Raw genomic sequence first — 15,516 nt, 5'->3', positions numbered from 1 at the left:
TCAAGCCCCGGCGCCGAACTGGCCGGCGACGGCGCGGCGGTCCAGCGAGCCCTTCGCGGTATGCGGCAGCTCCGCCGCCTGCTGAAAGCTGGTCGGCACCTCGAAGGGGGCCAGCCGGTCCCGCCCGAACTCTGCGAGCTCCTCCGCGGTCGGTGCGACGGGGCCCCGGGGAACGATCACCGCGGCCACCGCCTCGCCGTACAGCTTGTCGGGGACCCCGAACACGGCGACCTCCAGCACGCCGGGATGGCTGCCGAGCACGCCCTCGACGCGTTCCGGGGAGATCTTCTCCCCGCCCCGGTTGATCAGTTCCTTGATGCGGCCGCGAATGATCAGCTCGCCGGACGCCGACAGCGTTCCCAGATCACCGGTGCGCAGCCACCCGTCGGTGAAATTTGCCGCGGTGATCGCGGGGTCGCCGAGGTAACCCCGGACGACGGTCGGCCCGTGCAACCAGACCTCGCCGACCTCTCCCGCCGGCACGGGCGAGCCGTCGGATCCGGCGATCCGGATCTGCGGCCCGGTCGACCGGCCGACCAGACCCGCTGTGGCACCGGGGTTTTCGTCATGGCCGATTTCGGTCGTCGCCACCTGATGGGTGGCCTCGGTCATGCCGAAGGCGCAGACCACCGGGGCGCCGAACGTGTCCTGCAGCTGCTGTGCCGCTTCGGCGGTGAGTGGCGCGCTGCAGCTGCGGATGAATCGCAACGCGGCGTTGCCGGGTCGGTCGCCTCCTGCCCGCTCCAAGAGGATCTGATGGATCGTCGGCACCGCCGTGTACCAGGTGGCGCGGACGGCGTCGACGTCGTCCCAGAAGGTGTGGGCCGAGAACCGTCCACGCGCGGGCAACAACACCGCACCGCCGGACACCAGGGTTGCCAGCAGCGCGGCGAGCAGCCCATGACCGTGGTAGAGCGGCATCACTGCCACCGTGGCATCGCGCGGTCCGAGGCCGTATCCGGCGATGATCGCCCGCACCGAGGCGGCGATGTTGGCGCGCGTCCACGGGACCATCTTCGGCACCCCGGTGGTGCCGCCGGTGAACATGATCATGGCGTCGTCGTCGCGCAGCCCCTGGGGCGTCGAAAAGCCCTGCGCCGGAGGTGCAGTCGCGGCCAGGCGCACCGCCGGGGCGCTATCCGTAGCACCGGCCGTGACCGCGAACGGCCACCACGGCAGGTCGCGTTCGCCTTGGTCGTCGGGCGCGTCGCCGTCGATCAGCACCGCCCTGGCCCCCACGGCCTCGCTGCGGGCGCGCTGCTCGCCGACCGGCAGGGCCGGATCCAGCGGAACCGCAACCAGTTCGGCCCGCGAAGCCGCCAGCAGTCCGACGACGAATTCAGCGTTGCTTGCGGAGCGCAGCGCGACACGGTCACCCGCGCGGAGCCCGGCCTGTCGGAGCTGCCCGGCCAGGTCGTCCACCAGCTGGACTAGATCGCGGTAGCCGAGCGGTATCCGCTCGGCGGTGACGACGAGAGCGGGCGCCTCCGGGGACCGGCGGGCCACCTCCTCGACCAGATCCACGATGCGTGCATCCGGGATCTCCGCCGACCCCGCGGCTTCGCTGCTGACGATCGCCTCAGACCTCATCGCTTCGCTCCTTTACGCTTCGCCGTCACAAGCAACTGCTCGAACCATGCCGGGTGAGCCTCCCACCCGTCCAATACCGAATCACTCACGGCCGATAACCAACGGCTATCGACGCCGCGAAACCGCGGCTGACTAGCGCCGATAGACGACATGTATCGGCGCATAGCGGCCCCGTCTTGGACACCCGCCGGGCCCCGGCGTCAAAGTAAGGGCGCAGGCTTTGCTTCACCTCCGACCAGACGTGAGGAGTCACCACCATGACCGCAGTTTCGGCATCCCCCGGCCAGGCGCAGGGGTCCGCGCGGCTGATCGACGGATTCCACCTGGTGGTGGAGGCGCTCAAGGCCAACGACGTGCACACCGTCTACGGGATCGTCGGCATCCCGGTCACCGACCTCGCCCGCGTCACACAGGCGTCCGGCATCCGCTACATCGGCTTCCGGCAGGAGGGTTCGGCCGGCAATGCGGCGGCCGCGGCCGGATTCCTCACCGGCCGGCCGGGTGTGTGCCTCACGACGTCCGGTCCCGGTTTCCTCAACGGGTTGCCGGCGCTCGCCAACGCCACCACGAACTGCTTCCCGATGATCCAGATCTCGGGATCGAGCGATCGGGCGCTGGTCGATCTGCAGCGCGGTGACTACCAGGACATCGACCAGCTCAACGCCGCACGGCCATTCGTGAAGGCGGCCTACCGGATCAACCGGATCGAGGACATCGGGCGCGGCGTCGCGCGCGCCATGCGCTCCGCGATCTCCGGCCGTCCCGGCGGCGTGTACCTCGACATCCCCGGCGACGTGCTGGGGCAAGCCATGGACGCCGCGGCCGGCGCGGACACCGTCTGGCGGATCGTCGACCCGGCGCCCCGGCAGCTGCCGGCACCCGAGGCGGTCGAGCGCGCGCTGCAGGTGCTGGCGCGAGCGGAGCGACCGTTGATCGTGCTCGGCAAGGGGGCGGCATACGCCCAGGCGGACAACGTGATCCGCGAGTTCGTGGAGGCCAGCGGTATTCCATTTCTGCCGATGTCGATGGCCAAGGGCCTGCTGCCGGATTCACACCCGCAGTCGGCGGCGGCCGCGCGCTCGCTCGCGATCGCACGCGCCGACGCGGTGCTGTTGGTCGGCGCACGTCTGAATTGGCTTCTCGGGCATGGGGATTCGCCGCAGTGGTCGGCGCACGCCAAGTTCATTCAGGTCGACATAGCGCCGGCGGAGTTCGACAGCAATCAGCCGATCGCGGCGCCCCTGGCCGGTGACATCGGCTCGGTGATGACGGCGTTGCGTGACGGCTTGGCCGCCCGTCCCGTCACCGCGCCCGCGGAATGGACCGGGGAGCTCGCCGAGCGCACCGCCCGCAATGATGCCAAGATGCGCGAGCGGCTGGCCGAAGATCCGCACCCGATGCGCTTCTACAACGCGCTTGGCGCGATTCGCGCTGTGCTGCAGGACAACCCGGAGGCGTACGTGGTCAACGAGGGGGCCAACGCGCTGGACCTGGCCCGCAACGTCATCGGTATGGAGCTACCGCGCCACCGGCTGGACACGGGCACCTGGGGCGTCATGGGCATCGGCATGGGCTACGCCATCGCCGCCGCCGTCGAGACCGGGCAGCCCGTGGTCGCGATCGAGGGGGACAGCGCGTTCGGGTTCAGCGGCATGGAAGTCGAGACCATTTGCCGCTACCGCCTGCCGGTGACCGTGGTCATTCTCAACAATGGTGGCGTCTACCGCGGCGACGAGGCACCCAACGGCTCCGACCCGGCACCGACCGTGCTCAACGCGCGGGCACGTCACGAGCTGATCGCGGAGGCCTTCGGCGGCAAGGGATATCACGTCACCACCCCGTCGGAGTTACGCTCTGCCCTGTCCGAGGCGATTGGCTCTCGCGGACCGGCGGTCATCGACTGCGAACTCGACCCGGCGGCGGGAGTGGAAAGTGGGCATCTGGCGAGCCTGAACCCGACCAGCAAGGCGGTCAACGCCGGTGGGTGATACGCGACAGTTGCACGTCGAAGAACTCGTTCAGCGACAGCTGCGCGGCGGAGGCGGCGAGCGCCCGGGCGATCGGCGACCCGGGGCCTGCGGAATTGGTCGCCAGGGCGATGTCCGCCGTGAGCACCGGGTCGACCATCTGCACCGCGCGGACCTCCGGGCCCAGCGGCGACGTCCACAACCAGGTGTGCGGCACGATGCACGCCCAGTTGCCCGCGGCGACCTGTGCGAATAGCGAAGCGACGGAGTCGGTTTCGACCTGGGGCGACACCTCTATGGCGTGGTCCGCGAATGCCTTGTCGATGATCTGCCGGTCCCGCATGTCCGCGGTGAGCAATGCCAGCGGCAGCTGGGCGGCCTCCGGCCAGGTCATCGTCGATGCGGCGGACCCCAACATGTCCGCGGGTGACAACAGCACATAGTGCTCCCGGTACAGCGGCACCAGATTCACCTCATGGGCCTCGTCGGGCTCTGCGTGCACGATCGCGGCGTCCAGTTCGAATTCCCGCAGCCGACGGTACAGTTCGGTGCCCGCCAGCCGGGAAAGGATGTGCACCTTCGCCAACGGGTGCTCGGAGCAGAACGCCGAGAGCACCAGCGACGCCGTCGTCGACGCCGTGGGCACCGTCCCCAACCGGAGCATGCCGGTGATGCCGGACCGCACCGCATGCACCTCGGCCTTGAACGCGTCGTGTTCGGCCAGAATCCGCCTGGCCCACACCACCAACCGCTCCCCTTCGGGCGTGAGGCCCTCGAAGCTGTGGCCGCGATTGATCAGGGTGACGTTCAGTTCCCGTTCCAGCTTGGCGATCGCGGCAGAGAGCGCCGGTTGGGAGACGAAGCATTTCTCGGCAGCGCGGGCGAAGTGGCGCTCCTGCGCGACCGCGACGAAATACTCCAGCTGACGGAAGAGCACCCGCACCTCCTCGGCCCGAAGGAGTTTTGCTGAGGCTAACGCGTCACCGGCGCCCCGGCCAATCAGCGGGCCGGCGAGGAAGCTCGGTGGAAAGCGGCGGCGCGGGCGGGCCGAACTCGGCCGCACCCCGAAAGCGACTGCGCTGGTGGGAAACCGCCCCGACGGCGGCAACCGCCGCGCAAGCGGGTCGTTTATCTCCAGCCCAAAATGGTAATCCCCGTCAGACCGGGCCAGGGTCCGCCATGAACCGAGCACCCAGTCAACATGGCGGAATCTACGCGATGATCGGATCGCTACCGCTGAGCGGCGAACCCGCCAGAGTTTGCTGAAAGCGGCAGCGCCGGGGCAGCCAGTAGAATAATCTGGTGTTTATCGCACCATACCGAAGGGTGGACGCCATGCGCCGCGGTGTTCGTTATCTGTTTGTTATGGTCGCGATCACGACGCTGAGCCTCGTCGGAGCGACCGGCCGCAGCCACGCCGCCATTCCCGCTCCCCAACCCATGCCCGGCATCGCCGCGGTTTTGCCGGCCGACGGCGCGGTGGTGGGGGTCGCGCACCCGGTGGTGGTGACTTTCCGGGCACCCGTCGGTGACCGCGCCGCCGTCGAGCGGTCCATCCACGTGACGTCGCCGAGCAACACACCGGGGCACTTCGAATGGGTCAAGGACGATGTCGTGCAGTGGGTGCCGAACCAGTACTGGCCTCCTCACACCCACGTCTCGGTGGGTATCCAGGCCCTCACGACGGGATTCGACACCGGTGACGCGCTTCTCGGCGTTGCGAGCATCTCCGGGCACACCTTCACCGTCAGCCGAAACGGCGAGGTGCTGCGCACCATGCCTGCCTCGATGGGCAAGCCCAGCCGGCCCACGCCGGTCGGCAACTTCACCGCCCTGGAAAAGGAGCGGTCGGTCGTGATGGATTCGCGGACCATCGGCATCCCGCTGAGTTCACCCGAGGGATACAAGATCACCGCCCAATACGCCGTCCGCGTCACATGGAGCGGCGTCTACGTGCACTCCGCGCCCTGGTCGGTCGATTCTCAGGGCTACGCCAACGTGAGCCATGGCTGCATCAACCTCAGCCCCGACAACGCCGCGTGGTACTTCAACCAGGTGAACGTGGGGGATCCGATTCAGGTCGTCGCCTGATCCTGGCGGCGCACGCGCCCTTTTGAAACGCGGCGTGATCCAACCTTCCCTCCCCTGTGACAACCGTCACAACGCTTGAACGGAAGACTGGCCCGCGACGGTGAGTTCCGGTAGGACGAGGACCCGAGCGAGAGGCTGTTCATGACCGGTGACGCGGCGCACGAAGAATCGAACGTTGCGGGTGCGAGCAGCGCGGCGCGCGAGCGGGTGGCCGACCGGATTAGCCGACTGGACGCGGGGGACGAGCAGTTCCGGAGCGCCAAGCCGGACCCGTCACTCCAGCGGACGGCCCGCCGGCCGGGACTGCGGCTGACCGAGATCCTGCAGACTTTCGTCGACGGTTACGCCGATCGTCCGGCGCTGGGCTGGCGGGCACGCTCGTTGGTCACCGATCCCGAAAGCGGCCGCACCACTGCGCAATTGCTCCCCCGGTTCGAGACCCTCAACTACCGCGATCTGTGGGCCAACGTAGGAGCGATCGCCACCGCATGGCGAAACGACACGGCTCACCCGGTGGCGCCCGGAGACTTCGTCGCCACAGTCGGTTTCGCCAGCGCCGAGTACCTGACCCTGGATTTGGTCTGCGGGTATCTCGGGCTGGTCGCGGTGCCCCTGCAGCACAATGCGGCGGCGTCCCGGTTGCGGCCCATCGTCGCCGAGGTCGAGCCGCGAGTACTCGCGGCGGGCGCCGGCTACCTCGACCTGGCCGTCGAAGCGGCGCTGGGCAGCGCGTCGGTGAGACGCCTGGTGGTCTTCGACTACTCCCCCCAAATCGACGATCAGCGCGAGGCTTTGGCGCGTGCGCGGGCGAAGCTTTCGGCCGCCGGCATGTCGGTGACGATCGAGACGTTCGACGAGCTGATCGAGCGCGGCCGCGCCCTGCCGCCCGAGCCGGCGTACGCCGGCGGCACCGACGAGCGGCTGGCCATGATCATGTACACCTCGGGCAGCACGGGGCTGCCCAAGGGTGCCATGTACACCGAGCGCATGCTGTGCAAGCTGTGGACCAACGAGCTGATGCCCGACTTCGCGGACACACCCGTGTTCAACGTCAATTTCATGCCGCTCAATCACCTCGGCGGCCGGATCCCCCTGTCGACTGCGTTCCAGGCGGGCGGCACCAGCTACTTCGTGCCCGAGAGCGACCTGTCCACGCTGTTCGACGACTGGAACCTGGTGCGCCCCACCGAAATGGGTTTGGTACCCCGGGTGGCGGAGATGCTGTACCAGCGGTACCAGAGTGCCGTCGACCGGCGGGTCGCCCAGGGGGCCGACGCGGAATCCGCGGAAGCCCAGGCGCGCACCGAGTTGCGCGAGCGGGTGCTGGGCGGGCGCATCGTCACCGCCTTCTGCGGCACCGCGCCCCTGGCAGCCGAGATGCGGGCCTTCGTGGAGAGTTGCCTGGAGGTCCATGTCCTCGACGGCTACGGGCTGACCGAGGTCGGGATGGTGACCAAGGACGGCCGGATCGCTGCGCCGCCGGTCTTGGACTACAAGCTCATCGACGTACCCGAGTTGGGTTATTTCCTTACCGACAAGCCCTTTCCGCGGGGCGAGCTGCTCGTCAAGTCGCTGACGGCCACGCCCGGATACTTCAAGCGCCCGGACGTCACCGCCAATGCCTTCGACGCGCAGGGCTACTACCGGACCGGTGATGTGATGGCGGAGCTGGAGCCGAACCGGCTCGCCTATGTCGACCGGCGCAACAACGTATTGAAGCTCGCCCAAGGCGAATTCGTCGCCGTCGCCAGCCTGGAGGCCGTGTTCAGCAGCGCGGCGCTGATTCGGCAGATCTTCGTCTACGGCAACAGCGAACGCCCGTATCTGTTGGCCGTCATCGTGCCGACCGCCGACGCGCTGGACAGGTTCGCCGGTGATGCCGACGGGATCAAGACCGCTCTGCACGAATCCCTGCGCCAGGCAGCCGGCCTCGCCGAGCTGCAGTCCTACGAGGTGCCCGCCGACTTTCTCGTCGAGGTCGAGCCGTTCAGTGAGGACAACGGTCTGCTGTCCGGGGTGGGCAAGCTGCTCCGGCCGAAGCTCAAGGAGCACTACGGCGACCGGCTCGAGCAGCTGTACGCGGACTTGGCCGCCAACCGGGTTTCCGAGTTGCGGGCGCTGCGAGAGGGAGCGGCGGATCGGCCGGTCATCGACACGCTGTCCCGCGCCGCCGAGGCGCTCCTCGGCCTCGCCGGTGGTCCGCCCGACCCCGACGCCCTGTTCATCGAACTCGGCGGGGATTCGCTGTCGGCGTTGACCTTCTCCAACCTGCTGCAGGACATCTTCGACGTCGAGGTGCCGGTGGGAATGATCATCGGTCCGGCCACCGATCTGGCTCAGCTCGCGGAATTCGTTGAGGCCGAGCGCCATTCGGGGTCACGCCGCCCGACGTTCGGGTCCGTGCACGGGAGGGACGCCACCGAGGCCCGCGCGACCGACCTCAGGCTGGACAAATTCCTCGACCCGAAGACACTGGCCGACGCCCCCACCCTGCCGCGGGCCACCGGCACACCGCACACGGTGCTGTTGACCGGCGCCAACGGCTATCTCGGCCGCTTCCTGTGCCTGGAATGGCTGGAGCGCCTCGCCGAGACGGGCGGAAGACTGGTCTGCATCGTGCGCGGCACCGATGCGGCAGCGGCCGCCGAGCGTCTCGAAGGTGTCTACCGCAGTGGCGACCCGCATCTGGTCGATCGGTTCCGCGAATTGGCGGCCGACCACCTCGAGGTCATCGCCGGCGACATCGGCGAGCCGAGCCTGGGGCTGGACCAAGCGACGTGGGACCGGCTGGCCCGCAGCGTCGACATGATCGTTCACCCGGCGGCGCTGGTCAATCACGTGTTGCCGTACGACCAGCTGTTCGGGCCCAATGTCGTTGGCACCGCTGAAATCATCCGCCTGGCGCTCACCGCACGCATCAAACCGGTGACCTATCTGTCGACGGTCGCCGTGGCCATGTCCGTCGATCCGGCCCAGTTCACCGAAGACGGTGACATCCGCACGATCAGCCCGGTGCGGCCGATCGGATCCGGCTACGCCAACGGGTACGCGAACAGTAAGTGGGCCGGAGAGGTGCTGCTGCGCGAGGCGCACGATCTCTGCGAGCTACCGGTCGCCGTCTTCCGGTCCGACATGATCCTCGCCCACAGCCGCTACGCCGGGCAGCTGAATGTTCCAGATGCCTTCACGCGGTTGATCTTCAGCCTGCTGGTCACCGGAATCGCGCCGTCGTCGTTCTACGAGCCCACCGGCACCGGCGACCGGGCCAGGGCCCACTACGACGGCCTGCCCGCGGACTTCGTGGCCGAGGCCGTGGCGGCGCTCGGCGAGCAGCTCGCGATGGCCCCCGACGAGCCGGAGCCGTCCGGGACGTTCCGCTCCTTCGACGTGATGAACCCGCACGACGACGGGATCTCCCTGGACGTGTTCGTGGACTGGTTGATCGCCGACGGCCACGACATCCGGCGCATCGAGGATTACCACGAGTGGCTCCGGCGGTTCGGCACGGCGCTCCGCGCCCTGCCGGACAAGCAGCGGCAACAATCCGTGCTGCCGTTGCTGGACGCCTACCACCAGCCGGAGCGGCCGCTGCGCGGGGCGCCGGCCCCGACCGACGTCTTCCGTGCGGCGGTCCAGGCCGCAAAGATCGGTGCGGACAAGGACATTCCGCACCTGTCGGCCGACTTGATCGCCAAGTACGTGTTCGACTTGCGGTTGCTCGGGATGGTGTAGTGGTTAGCCGGGCAAGCCCCTCATGATCGCGACCTCTTGCTTACGTCCGACGTCGACCGCACCTCCATGGGCGTTCCTTCCGCGTCTGACGCCGCTGGTGCCTTCGCGGCCGCGCCACCAGACGGGCACTGGGCGCCCGCCTTTGCGTGCCTATGCTGGCTGAGGGAAGGGATGCTCGCGGTGGGAGGAAACGACATGACGGCTGCTGCGGCGCGCGCCGTACGGTTCGACCGGTACGGGGGCCGGGAGGTGTTGTACGTGGCCGACATCGACATGCCTCGGCCCGGGCCCGGCGAGGTGGTGGTCGAGGTCCGCGCCGCGGGGATCAATCCGGGTGAGGCGGCTATCCGAAGCGGCGCGATGCATGAGATGTTTCCCGCGACCTTCCCATCCGGGCAGGGCAGCGACCTCGCCGGGGTCGTTACCGAGGTCGGCGCCGGGGTCACCGAATTCGCGGTGGGCGACGAGGTTTTGGGGTTCAGCTTCCGCCGATCCAGCCACGCGACCCACACGGCCGTCCCAGTGGGCCAGCTGATCCGCAAACCGCCCCAACTCAGTTGGGAGGTGGCGGGTTCGCTCTACGTCGTCGGCGTGACGGCGTACGCTGCCGTCCGGGCCGTGGCACCGCAATCGGGGGAGACGGTCGGCGTCTCGGCGGCCGCGGGCGGGGTGGGGGGCATCGCCGTGCAACTTCTCGCGCTCCGCGGGGCACGGGTGCTCGGCATCGCCGGACCCGACAACGCCGACTGGCTGCGCGCCCACGGCGCCATCCCGATTCCGTATGGGGACGGGCTGACCACTCGGCTGCGCGAGGCGGCACCATCCGGAATCGACGCGTTCATCGACCTGTTCGGCCCCGACTACGTGCAGCTTGCCGTCGATCTCGGCGTCGCACCCGAGCGAATCGACACCATCATCTCGTTCCAGAAGGCCGCCGAGGTGGGCGCCAAGACCGAAGGCAGCGCCGAGGCGTCCACGCCGGAGGTGTTGACCGAGATAGCCGGCCTCGTCGCCGACGGCGCGATCGATTTCGAGGTCGCCGCCACCTACCCGCTGGATCGGGTCGCCGACGCCTACGAAGAATTGGAGAAGCGCCACACCCGCGGCAAAATCGTTCTGCTGCCTACGGATTCACAATGACGCGGTGGGGCCGACGACTCCCGCCTGCACGATCTTGACCACCACCAGGGCTACCGCGACGACTAGATAAGCCCGCAGGGTGAACAGCCCCGCCCGGCGGACCGCGCGGCGCTCCGCGCGGGTGAGCGTTGGGGTGTCGTCGAGCTCGTCGACCTGCTCGGGATCCAGGCCGCCCCCGAGCGCCCGTGCGGCGGCCCCGGCTCCGTCGCGCCGATGCGGCCGAACGCACTGACGATGTCGCCGGCGGGTGGCGCGGCCGGAGTCGTTGGCGCGCTGACGGCGCCGAGGGCCTCGGATGACACGGGGGTCATGGTGTGTTCGCCCGAAGCGTCACCGGCGGTCGCCGGTCGAGGGGTGGCCGCCCAGCGAGGCCGTGACCACCGCGATCGGCATCCGCGACACGTACAGGTTCGCCCGCTCCTGGGGAGTCAGGGCGCTCCGCGCGTGCAGCTTGGTCGCCAGCAGGCGCGCCGACCGCAGCAATGCCCGGCCGCGCCCCCCGGTGCAACCGGTAACACGTTGTGTGACAACAAAAGCCATGATCTTCTCCTTCAGGGGAGGTCCGATCGGCTCAGATCAGGCGGACAGCGACGGCGAGCCGCGGGCGCGTTGAACGTGCCCGGATTGCCAGCGATGATCGCGAAAGCTCAAGCGGCAGAATGAATGCCGGAACCGGATCGGGACAAGACGGATTTCGGATAGGGACTATCGCCTGGACTCATCTCGCCCTCACCTCCTCACGGCCATGACACGCGCGGGTGTCATCACATGTCACCTGAACGAGGGAGGAGCGAATGCCGGCAACACGCCGCCGTCGCACCCCTCTCGTCGGGGCTTCGGCACTGCACGGCGTATCCGGAACTCCGTCGATGGCCGTTCCGGAAGCCACTTGGGCTCAACCCTTGGGTCCGGGAAGAGCTGTCCTGACCCGGGGCGTCTCTCGACGTTCGGGGTCAGTGGCCTGTGTCCGTGCAGACGCCTCACCTACCGAGGTGCTTGCGAAGACCTTTTTACACCGCGGCCCAGTGCCCGTCAAACTCATTTACGTAGCCATTGCGGCAGGTCGTGGCCACCGCCGCCGCTGCGCAGCCGCTCGCGCGCCGCCGACGCCTACCCTCGACGGCATGGCCAACACTCTCCAAGACCCGAAGGTCGCGTCCGTGCTCGACCGCATGTACACCGAAGCGCAGAACCAGATGTCGCTGTTGCGTCAGCGGATTGGTGACTTCGACCGGCCGATGACGGCGCAGGAGCGCGCCGACGCGATGAGCGAGTTCTACATCCCGGTCACGCCCGAGGCCGGCCGGTTGCTCTATGCGCTGGTGCGCGCGACCCGTCCGGCGACGGTCGTCGAATTCGGCATGTCGTTCGGCATCTCCGCCGTCCACCTGGCGTCTGCGGTGCGCGACAACGGCGCCGGCCGAGTGGTGACGACCGAGCTCAACGACTCCAAGATCGCCGCCGCAAGACAGACATTCGCCAGCACCGGCCTCGACGACGTGATCACGATCCTCGAAGGGGACGCGCTGGCCACGCTGGCCCCCCTGGACGGACCGGTCGACTTCGTCTTGCTCGACGGTTGGAAGGACTTGTACCTGCCGGTGATCGAGCTGCTCGAGCCGCGGCTGTCGACGGGCGCCTTGGTGGTCGCCGACAACGCCAGCGCCGCGGACACCCAACCGTATCTGGACCGGGTGCGTGATCCCGAGAACGGCTACGTCAGCTTCAACTTCGCGGTCCGGGACAGCGACAGCATGGAATTGAGCTGCCGCACCGGGGCTTAACGCAGCGATTCCTCGAGCCACGGCGTCAACCACTTCACCCCTTCGGGCGTGAGGTGGACGCCGTCGCTGCGCACCTTGATGCCGTCGACCTTGGCGGTGTAAACGCCGTCCGGGCAGAGCTTCTTGTTCAGGTCCAGGATCTGCACGTTGGGGTGATGGCTCACCGTCTTGCGCAGCATGGTGTTCCACAGATTGACCCGATCCGGTTGGTCCTCCGGATACAGTCGCCCGTCCGGCTTTTCGCCGCCCCTGCTGTAGGGCACCGTGGCGACCACCACGCGAACGCCGGTGGACCCCACGATGTTCAGCGCCCGCTCCAGCTCACCGTTGAGGTACGCGTCGAACGTGGGATCGCCGATGTGGGTCCACTGACCCTCGTTGACGCGGTCGACCGTTTCCCAACGGCCGATGACCAACAGCGCGACATCCGGTTGGTCCTGGGCGACCTGCGTCGCCCACCTGATCGGCCAACCGTCGCACTCCGGCCTCTGCTCCAGGGTTTGACCGATGTACCGATACGGCGTGCCGCGCACCAGGCTGCAGCCGATGACGGTGTGGTCGAGAAACGCGTATCCCGGCGTCGGCGGCAGGTAATGCATCCACGTCCACCCGATCGAATCCCCGAACACCGAAACGGTGAACGGCCGGTTGGGATCGCGGGGACCGGCGGGGCGGCCGCCGCCCGGCGGCGACGGGGACACGGCGGCGACCGCCGAGACTCCCGGCGGCAGGCCGGCCTCGCGCAGGCCGGGACCGGTCCCCACCGGGACCACCAGCAGGGTCACCGCGGCGGCGCTGGCCACGGTCGCCGCAGCCAACGGCAGCAGCGGTACCCGCGCCGGCCGCCAACGCCGGATCGGCTGCTCGATCAGCCACCAGGACGCCGCGGCCAGCGCCACCGTCGCAGCGCACCGCGCGGCGAACAGCGGCAACCCGTTCCATCCGGTGCGTTCGCCGTTGAGTGCCAGGAAGATTGGCCAGTGCCACAGGTAGACGCCATAGGAGATGGTGCCCAGCCACACCAGCGGGGGCGCGGCCAGGATGCGGGCGACCACCCCGCGCTGCTCCAAGGCCACCGGCGCCACCACGACGACGGACGCAACCGCGACCCCGATGAGCAGACCGTGGCGGAATTCGCCGCTGTCGCCGGTCGCGTAGTGGGTCGCCGCCGCGAGCCCCGCCAGCCCGACGAGCGGCAGAACGCGGGCGACGCGCCGCGCCCACCGGGTTCGGATCAGGCACCAGCCGCGGTTCAGCGACGGCCAGTCGCGAACCAGCAGAGCCGCCGCCGCGGCGCCGGTCAGCAACGCCTGCGCGCGGGTATCGGTGCCGAAATACACGCGATCCCGGGTGCCGTCGGACACCATCACCATGGCGACCGCGGCCGAAGCCAGGGCCCCCAGGGTGGCGATGACGAACGTCGCGAATCGGACATCGCCGACGGTCGCGCGGGTGAAGCGGCGCCTCGCGCGCGCGGCCAACACCAGCGTCACCGCGATCAGCAGCACCGGCCACACGAAGTAGTACTGCTCCTCCACCCCGAGTGACCAGGTGTGCTGCAGCGGCGAGGGCGGGGCACCCTGCGTGAAGTAGTCGGTCTTCTGGGCGACGAACCGCCAGTTCGCCACCCACAGGAACGCCGCGATCGCGTCGTCGCGCAGGCCGGTGAGGGAGCGGTCGGGAAGGAGTTGGCGGGCGGCGCCCACGGTGAGCACCATCAGCACCAGGGCCGGCAGCAGCCGCCGTGCGCGGCGAATCCAGAAGCCGGTCAGCTCGATACGGCCGGTGCGGCCGAGCTCGTCCAGAAGCAGCGAGGTGATCAGGAATCCGCTGAGCACGAAGAAGACGTCGACACCGATGAATCCGCCGCCCACCCCGGGGATGCCGCCATGGCCGACCAGCACCAGCGCGACGGCGATCGCACGCAGCCCGTCGAGCGCCGGAATCCCGCTGCGCCGCTCCGGCTTGTCCCAGATCGCCAGCCGACCGACCCTGCGCACGGGAGCGACCCACCGGGTCCGCCGACCACGGCGAGCCGGCGCGGTATTGATCCCGCCCGGCTCAGCACTCGCGGTTAGCGCGCCCTGACCACCTTGTCGCCCGGCGCCATAGTTGATGCCGATACGTCGCTGCCCCTCCTCTTGATCGGAGCCAGCTTAAAGGCGCCGGTGGCGCTTGCGCGGAAGACACGCAACGGTTTTCCGATTTCGTCGGAGAGTTCGAGCCCGCGGGCTGAGGGCCGGCAGCGGCGGCGCGTCGACACGAACGCGCGCGCGTGAGCGGCGCCGGTGCCCGCGCGGCTCGCGGCCGCCGCGACTAGGGTCGACAACGACCAATGATGATGCAGAGGAAGGCTCACCCATGCGCGGCGTCGTAATGCATGCCCCGGGGGACGTGCGAGTCGAAGACCGGGGTGATCCCGAGATAATCCATCCGACGGACGCGATCATCAAGATGTCGGCGACCTGCATCTGTGGTTCGGATCTGTGGCCGTACCGCGGCGCCGACGAGGTGCACAACGCCCCCATGGGACACGAATACGTGGGCATCGTGGAGGAGGTCGGCAGCGACGTCCGCAACGTCGCGCCCGGCCAATTCGTCGTCGGCTCCTTCGTCACGTCGGACAACACCTGCGAGATCTGCCGAGCGGGCTATCAGAGCCGCTGCGTGCACGGTGAACTCATGGGCAACATCGGCACCCAGGCCCAATACGCGCGCATCCCGCTGGCCGACGGCACCCTGGTGGCCACACCCGAGATGCCGCCCGCAGAGATGATCCCCAGCCTGCTGGCGGCCTCCGACGTATTGGGCACCGGCTGGTTCGCCGCGGTGGCGGCCGAGGCCGGTCCCGGCAAGACCGTCACCGTGGTCGGCGACGGAGCGGTCGGACTGCTCGGCGTCCTGGCCGCCAGGCAACTCGGCGCCGAGCGGGTCATCGCGATGAGCCGGCACCGCGATCGCCAAGCGTTGGCCCGCGAGTTCGGGGCGACCGACATCGTCGAAGAACGCGGCGACGAAGGTGTGGCCAGGATCAAAGACCTGACGAACGGCCTCGGCGCCCACAGCGTCGTGGAGGCGGTCGGCACCCAGCAATCGATGATGCAAGCGATCTCCGCCACCCGACCGGGCGGTCACGTGGGCTACGTCGGCCTCTCGCACGACGTCGCGCTGCCCGGCGATGAGCTGTTCTTCTCCATGGTGCACCTGCACGG

The 15,516-nt window shown here is 68.9% G+C and carries 10 protein-coding genes, 1 pseudogene and 1 riboswitch; of the genes and pseudogenes, 6 read left to right on the top strand and 5 right to left on the bottom strand.

What is annotated here, in order from left to right:
* Positions 1–1,590, bottom strand: a complete 1,590-nt coding sequence (locus A9X05_RS09580; protein ID WP_067780891.1) for a FadD7 family fatty acid--CoA ligase — start codon at positions 1,588–1,590, stop codon at positions 1–3.
* Between the two features lie 257 nt (positions 1,591–1,847).
* Between A9X05_RS09580 and oxc the strand changes: the two genes are divergently transcribed.
* A complete protein-coding gene (gene oxc, locus A9X05_RS09575; RefSeq protein WP_067780888.1) occupies positions 1,848–3,578 on the top strand; it encodes an oxalyl-CoA decarboxylase in 1,731 nt (576 codons plus the stop codon).
* Here the strand turns inward: oxc and A9X05_RS09570 are convergent.
* Positions 3,562–4,494 carry a LysR family transcriptional regulator gene (locus A9X05_RS09570; RefSeq protein WP_067749837.1) on the bottom strand — a complete coding sequence of 311 codons (933 nt, stop codon included), beginning with the start codon at positions 4,492–4,494 and terminating at the stop codon, positions 3,562–3,564. The genes oxc and A9X05_RS09570 overlap by 17 nt on opposite strands.
* Positions 4,495–4,892: 398 nt before the next feature.
* On the opposite strand from A9X05_RS09570, the gene A9X05_RS09565 reads away from it, so the two are divergent.
* The 3 genes from A9X05_RS09565 to A9X05_RS09555 all read left to right on the top strand — a co-directional run bounded on the left by A9X05_RS09565 (position 4,893) and on the right by A9X05_RS09555 (position 10,520).
* The gene (locus tag A9X05_RS09565; RefSeq protein ID WP_067749835.1) at positions 4,893–5,648 is read left to right on the top strand and encodes a L,D-transpeptidase family protein; all 756 of its coding nucleotides are present in this window, start codon (positions 4,893–4,895) and stop codon (positions 5,646–5,648) included.
* A gap of 141 nt (positions 5,649–5,789) precedes the next feature.
* Positions 5,790–9,380: a carboxylic acid reductase gene (gene car, locus A9X05_RS09560; RefSeq protein WP_067780884.1), complete on the top strand. Its 3,591-nt coding sequence runs from the start codon at positions 5,790–5,792 to the stop codon at positions 9,378–9,380.
* Positions 9,381–9,575: 195 nt separating this feature from the next.
* The gene (locus A9X05_RS09555) at positions 9,576–10,520 is read left to right on the top strand and encodes an NADP-dependent oxidoreductase (protein WP_067780934.1); all 945 of its coding nucleotides are present in this window, start codon (positions 9,576–9,578) and stop codon (positions 10,518–10,520) included.
* On the opposite strand, the pseudogene A9X05_RS32045 reads toward A9X05_RS09555, so the two are convergent.
* Together A9X05_RS32045 and A9X05_RS30965 are read right to left on the bottom strand one after the other, a co-directional pair.
* A pseudogene (locus A9X05_RS32045) lies at positions 10,512–10,706 on the bottom strand (manganese transporter); the annotation flags it as partial. The gene A9X05_RS09555 and the pseudogene A9X05_RS32045 sit on opposite strands and share 9 nt — an antisense overlap.
* Positions 10,707–10,850: 144 nt before the next feature.
* Complete coding sequence (locus A9X05_RS30965; protein WP_156736596.1) at positions 10,851–11,060, bottom strand: hypothetical protein; 210 nt, start codon at positions 11,058–11,060, stop codon at positions 10,851–10,853.
* 273 nt (positions 11,061–11,333) lie between these two features.
* A riboswitch (M-box (ykoK) riboswitch) is annotated at positions 11,334–11,519 on the bottom strand.
* A 125-nt stretch (positions 11,520–11,644) separates the two neighbouring features.
* Between A9X05_RS30965 and A9X05_RS09550 the strand changes: the two genes are divergently transcribed.
* Positions 11,645–12,304: an O-methyltransferase gene (locus A9X05_RS09550; RefSeq protein WP_067780881.1), complete on the top strand. Its 660-nt coding sequence runs from the start codon at positions 11,645–11,647 to the stop codon at positions 12,302–12,304.
* Here the strand turns inward: A9X05_RS09550 and A9X05_RS09545 are convergent.
* Positions 12,301–14,355: an acyltransferase family protein gene (locus A9X05_RS09545; protein ID WP_197498987.1), complete on the bottom strand. Its 2,055-nt coding sequence runs from the start codon at positions 14,353–14,355 to the stop codon at positions 12,301–12,303. The two genes, A9X05_RS09550 and A9X05_RS09545, sit on opposite strands and share 4 nt — an antisense overlap.
* Before the next feature lie 310 nt (positions 14,356–14,665).
* Between A9X05_RS09545 and A9X05_RS09540 the strand changes: the two genes are divergently transcribed.
* Positions 14,666–15,516 (top strand): alcohol dehydrogenase catalytic domain-containing protein (locus A9X05_RS09540; RefSeq protein WP_067780878.1); only part of this gene is annotated, 851 nt, incomplete at its 3' end.

Source organism: Mycobacterium sp. E3298 (assembly GCF_001666895.1).
Classification (GTDB): Bacteria; Actinomycetota; Actinomycetes; order Mycobacteriales; family Mycobacteriaceae; genus Mycobacterium.
Note: the sequence above shows the minus strand (reverse complement) of the source record. Positions and strands in the feature narration are given on the sequence as shown.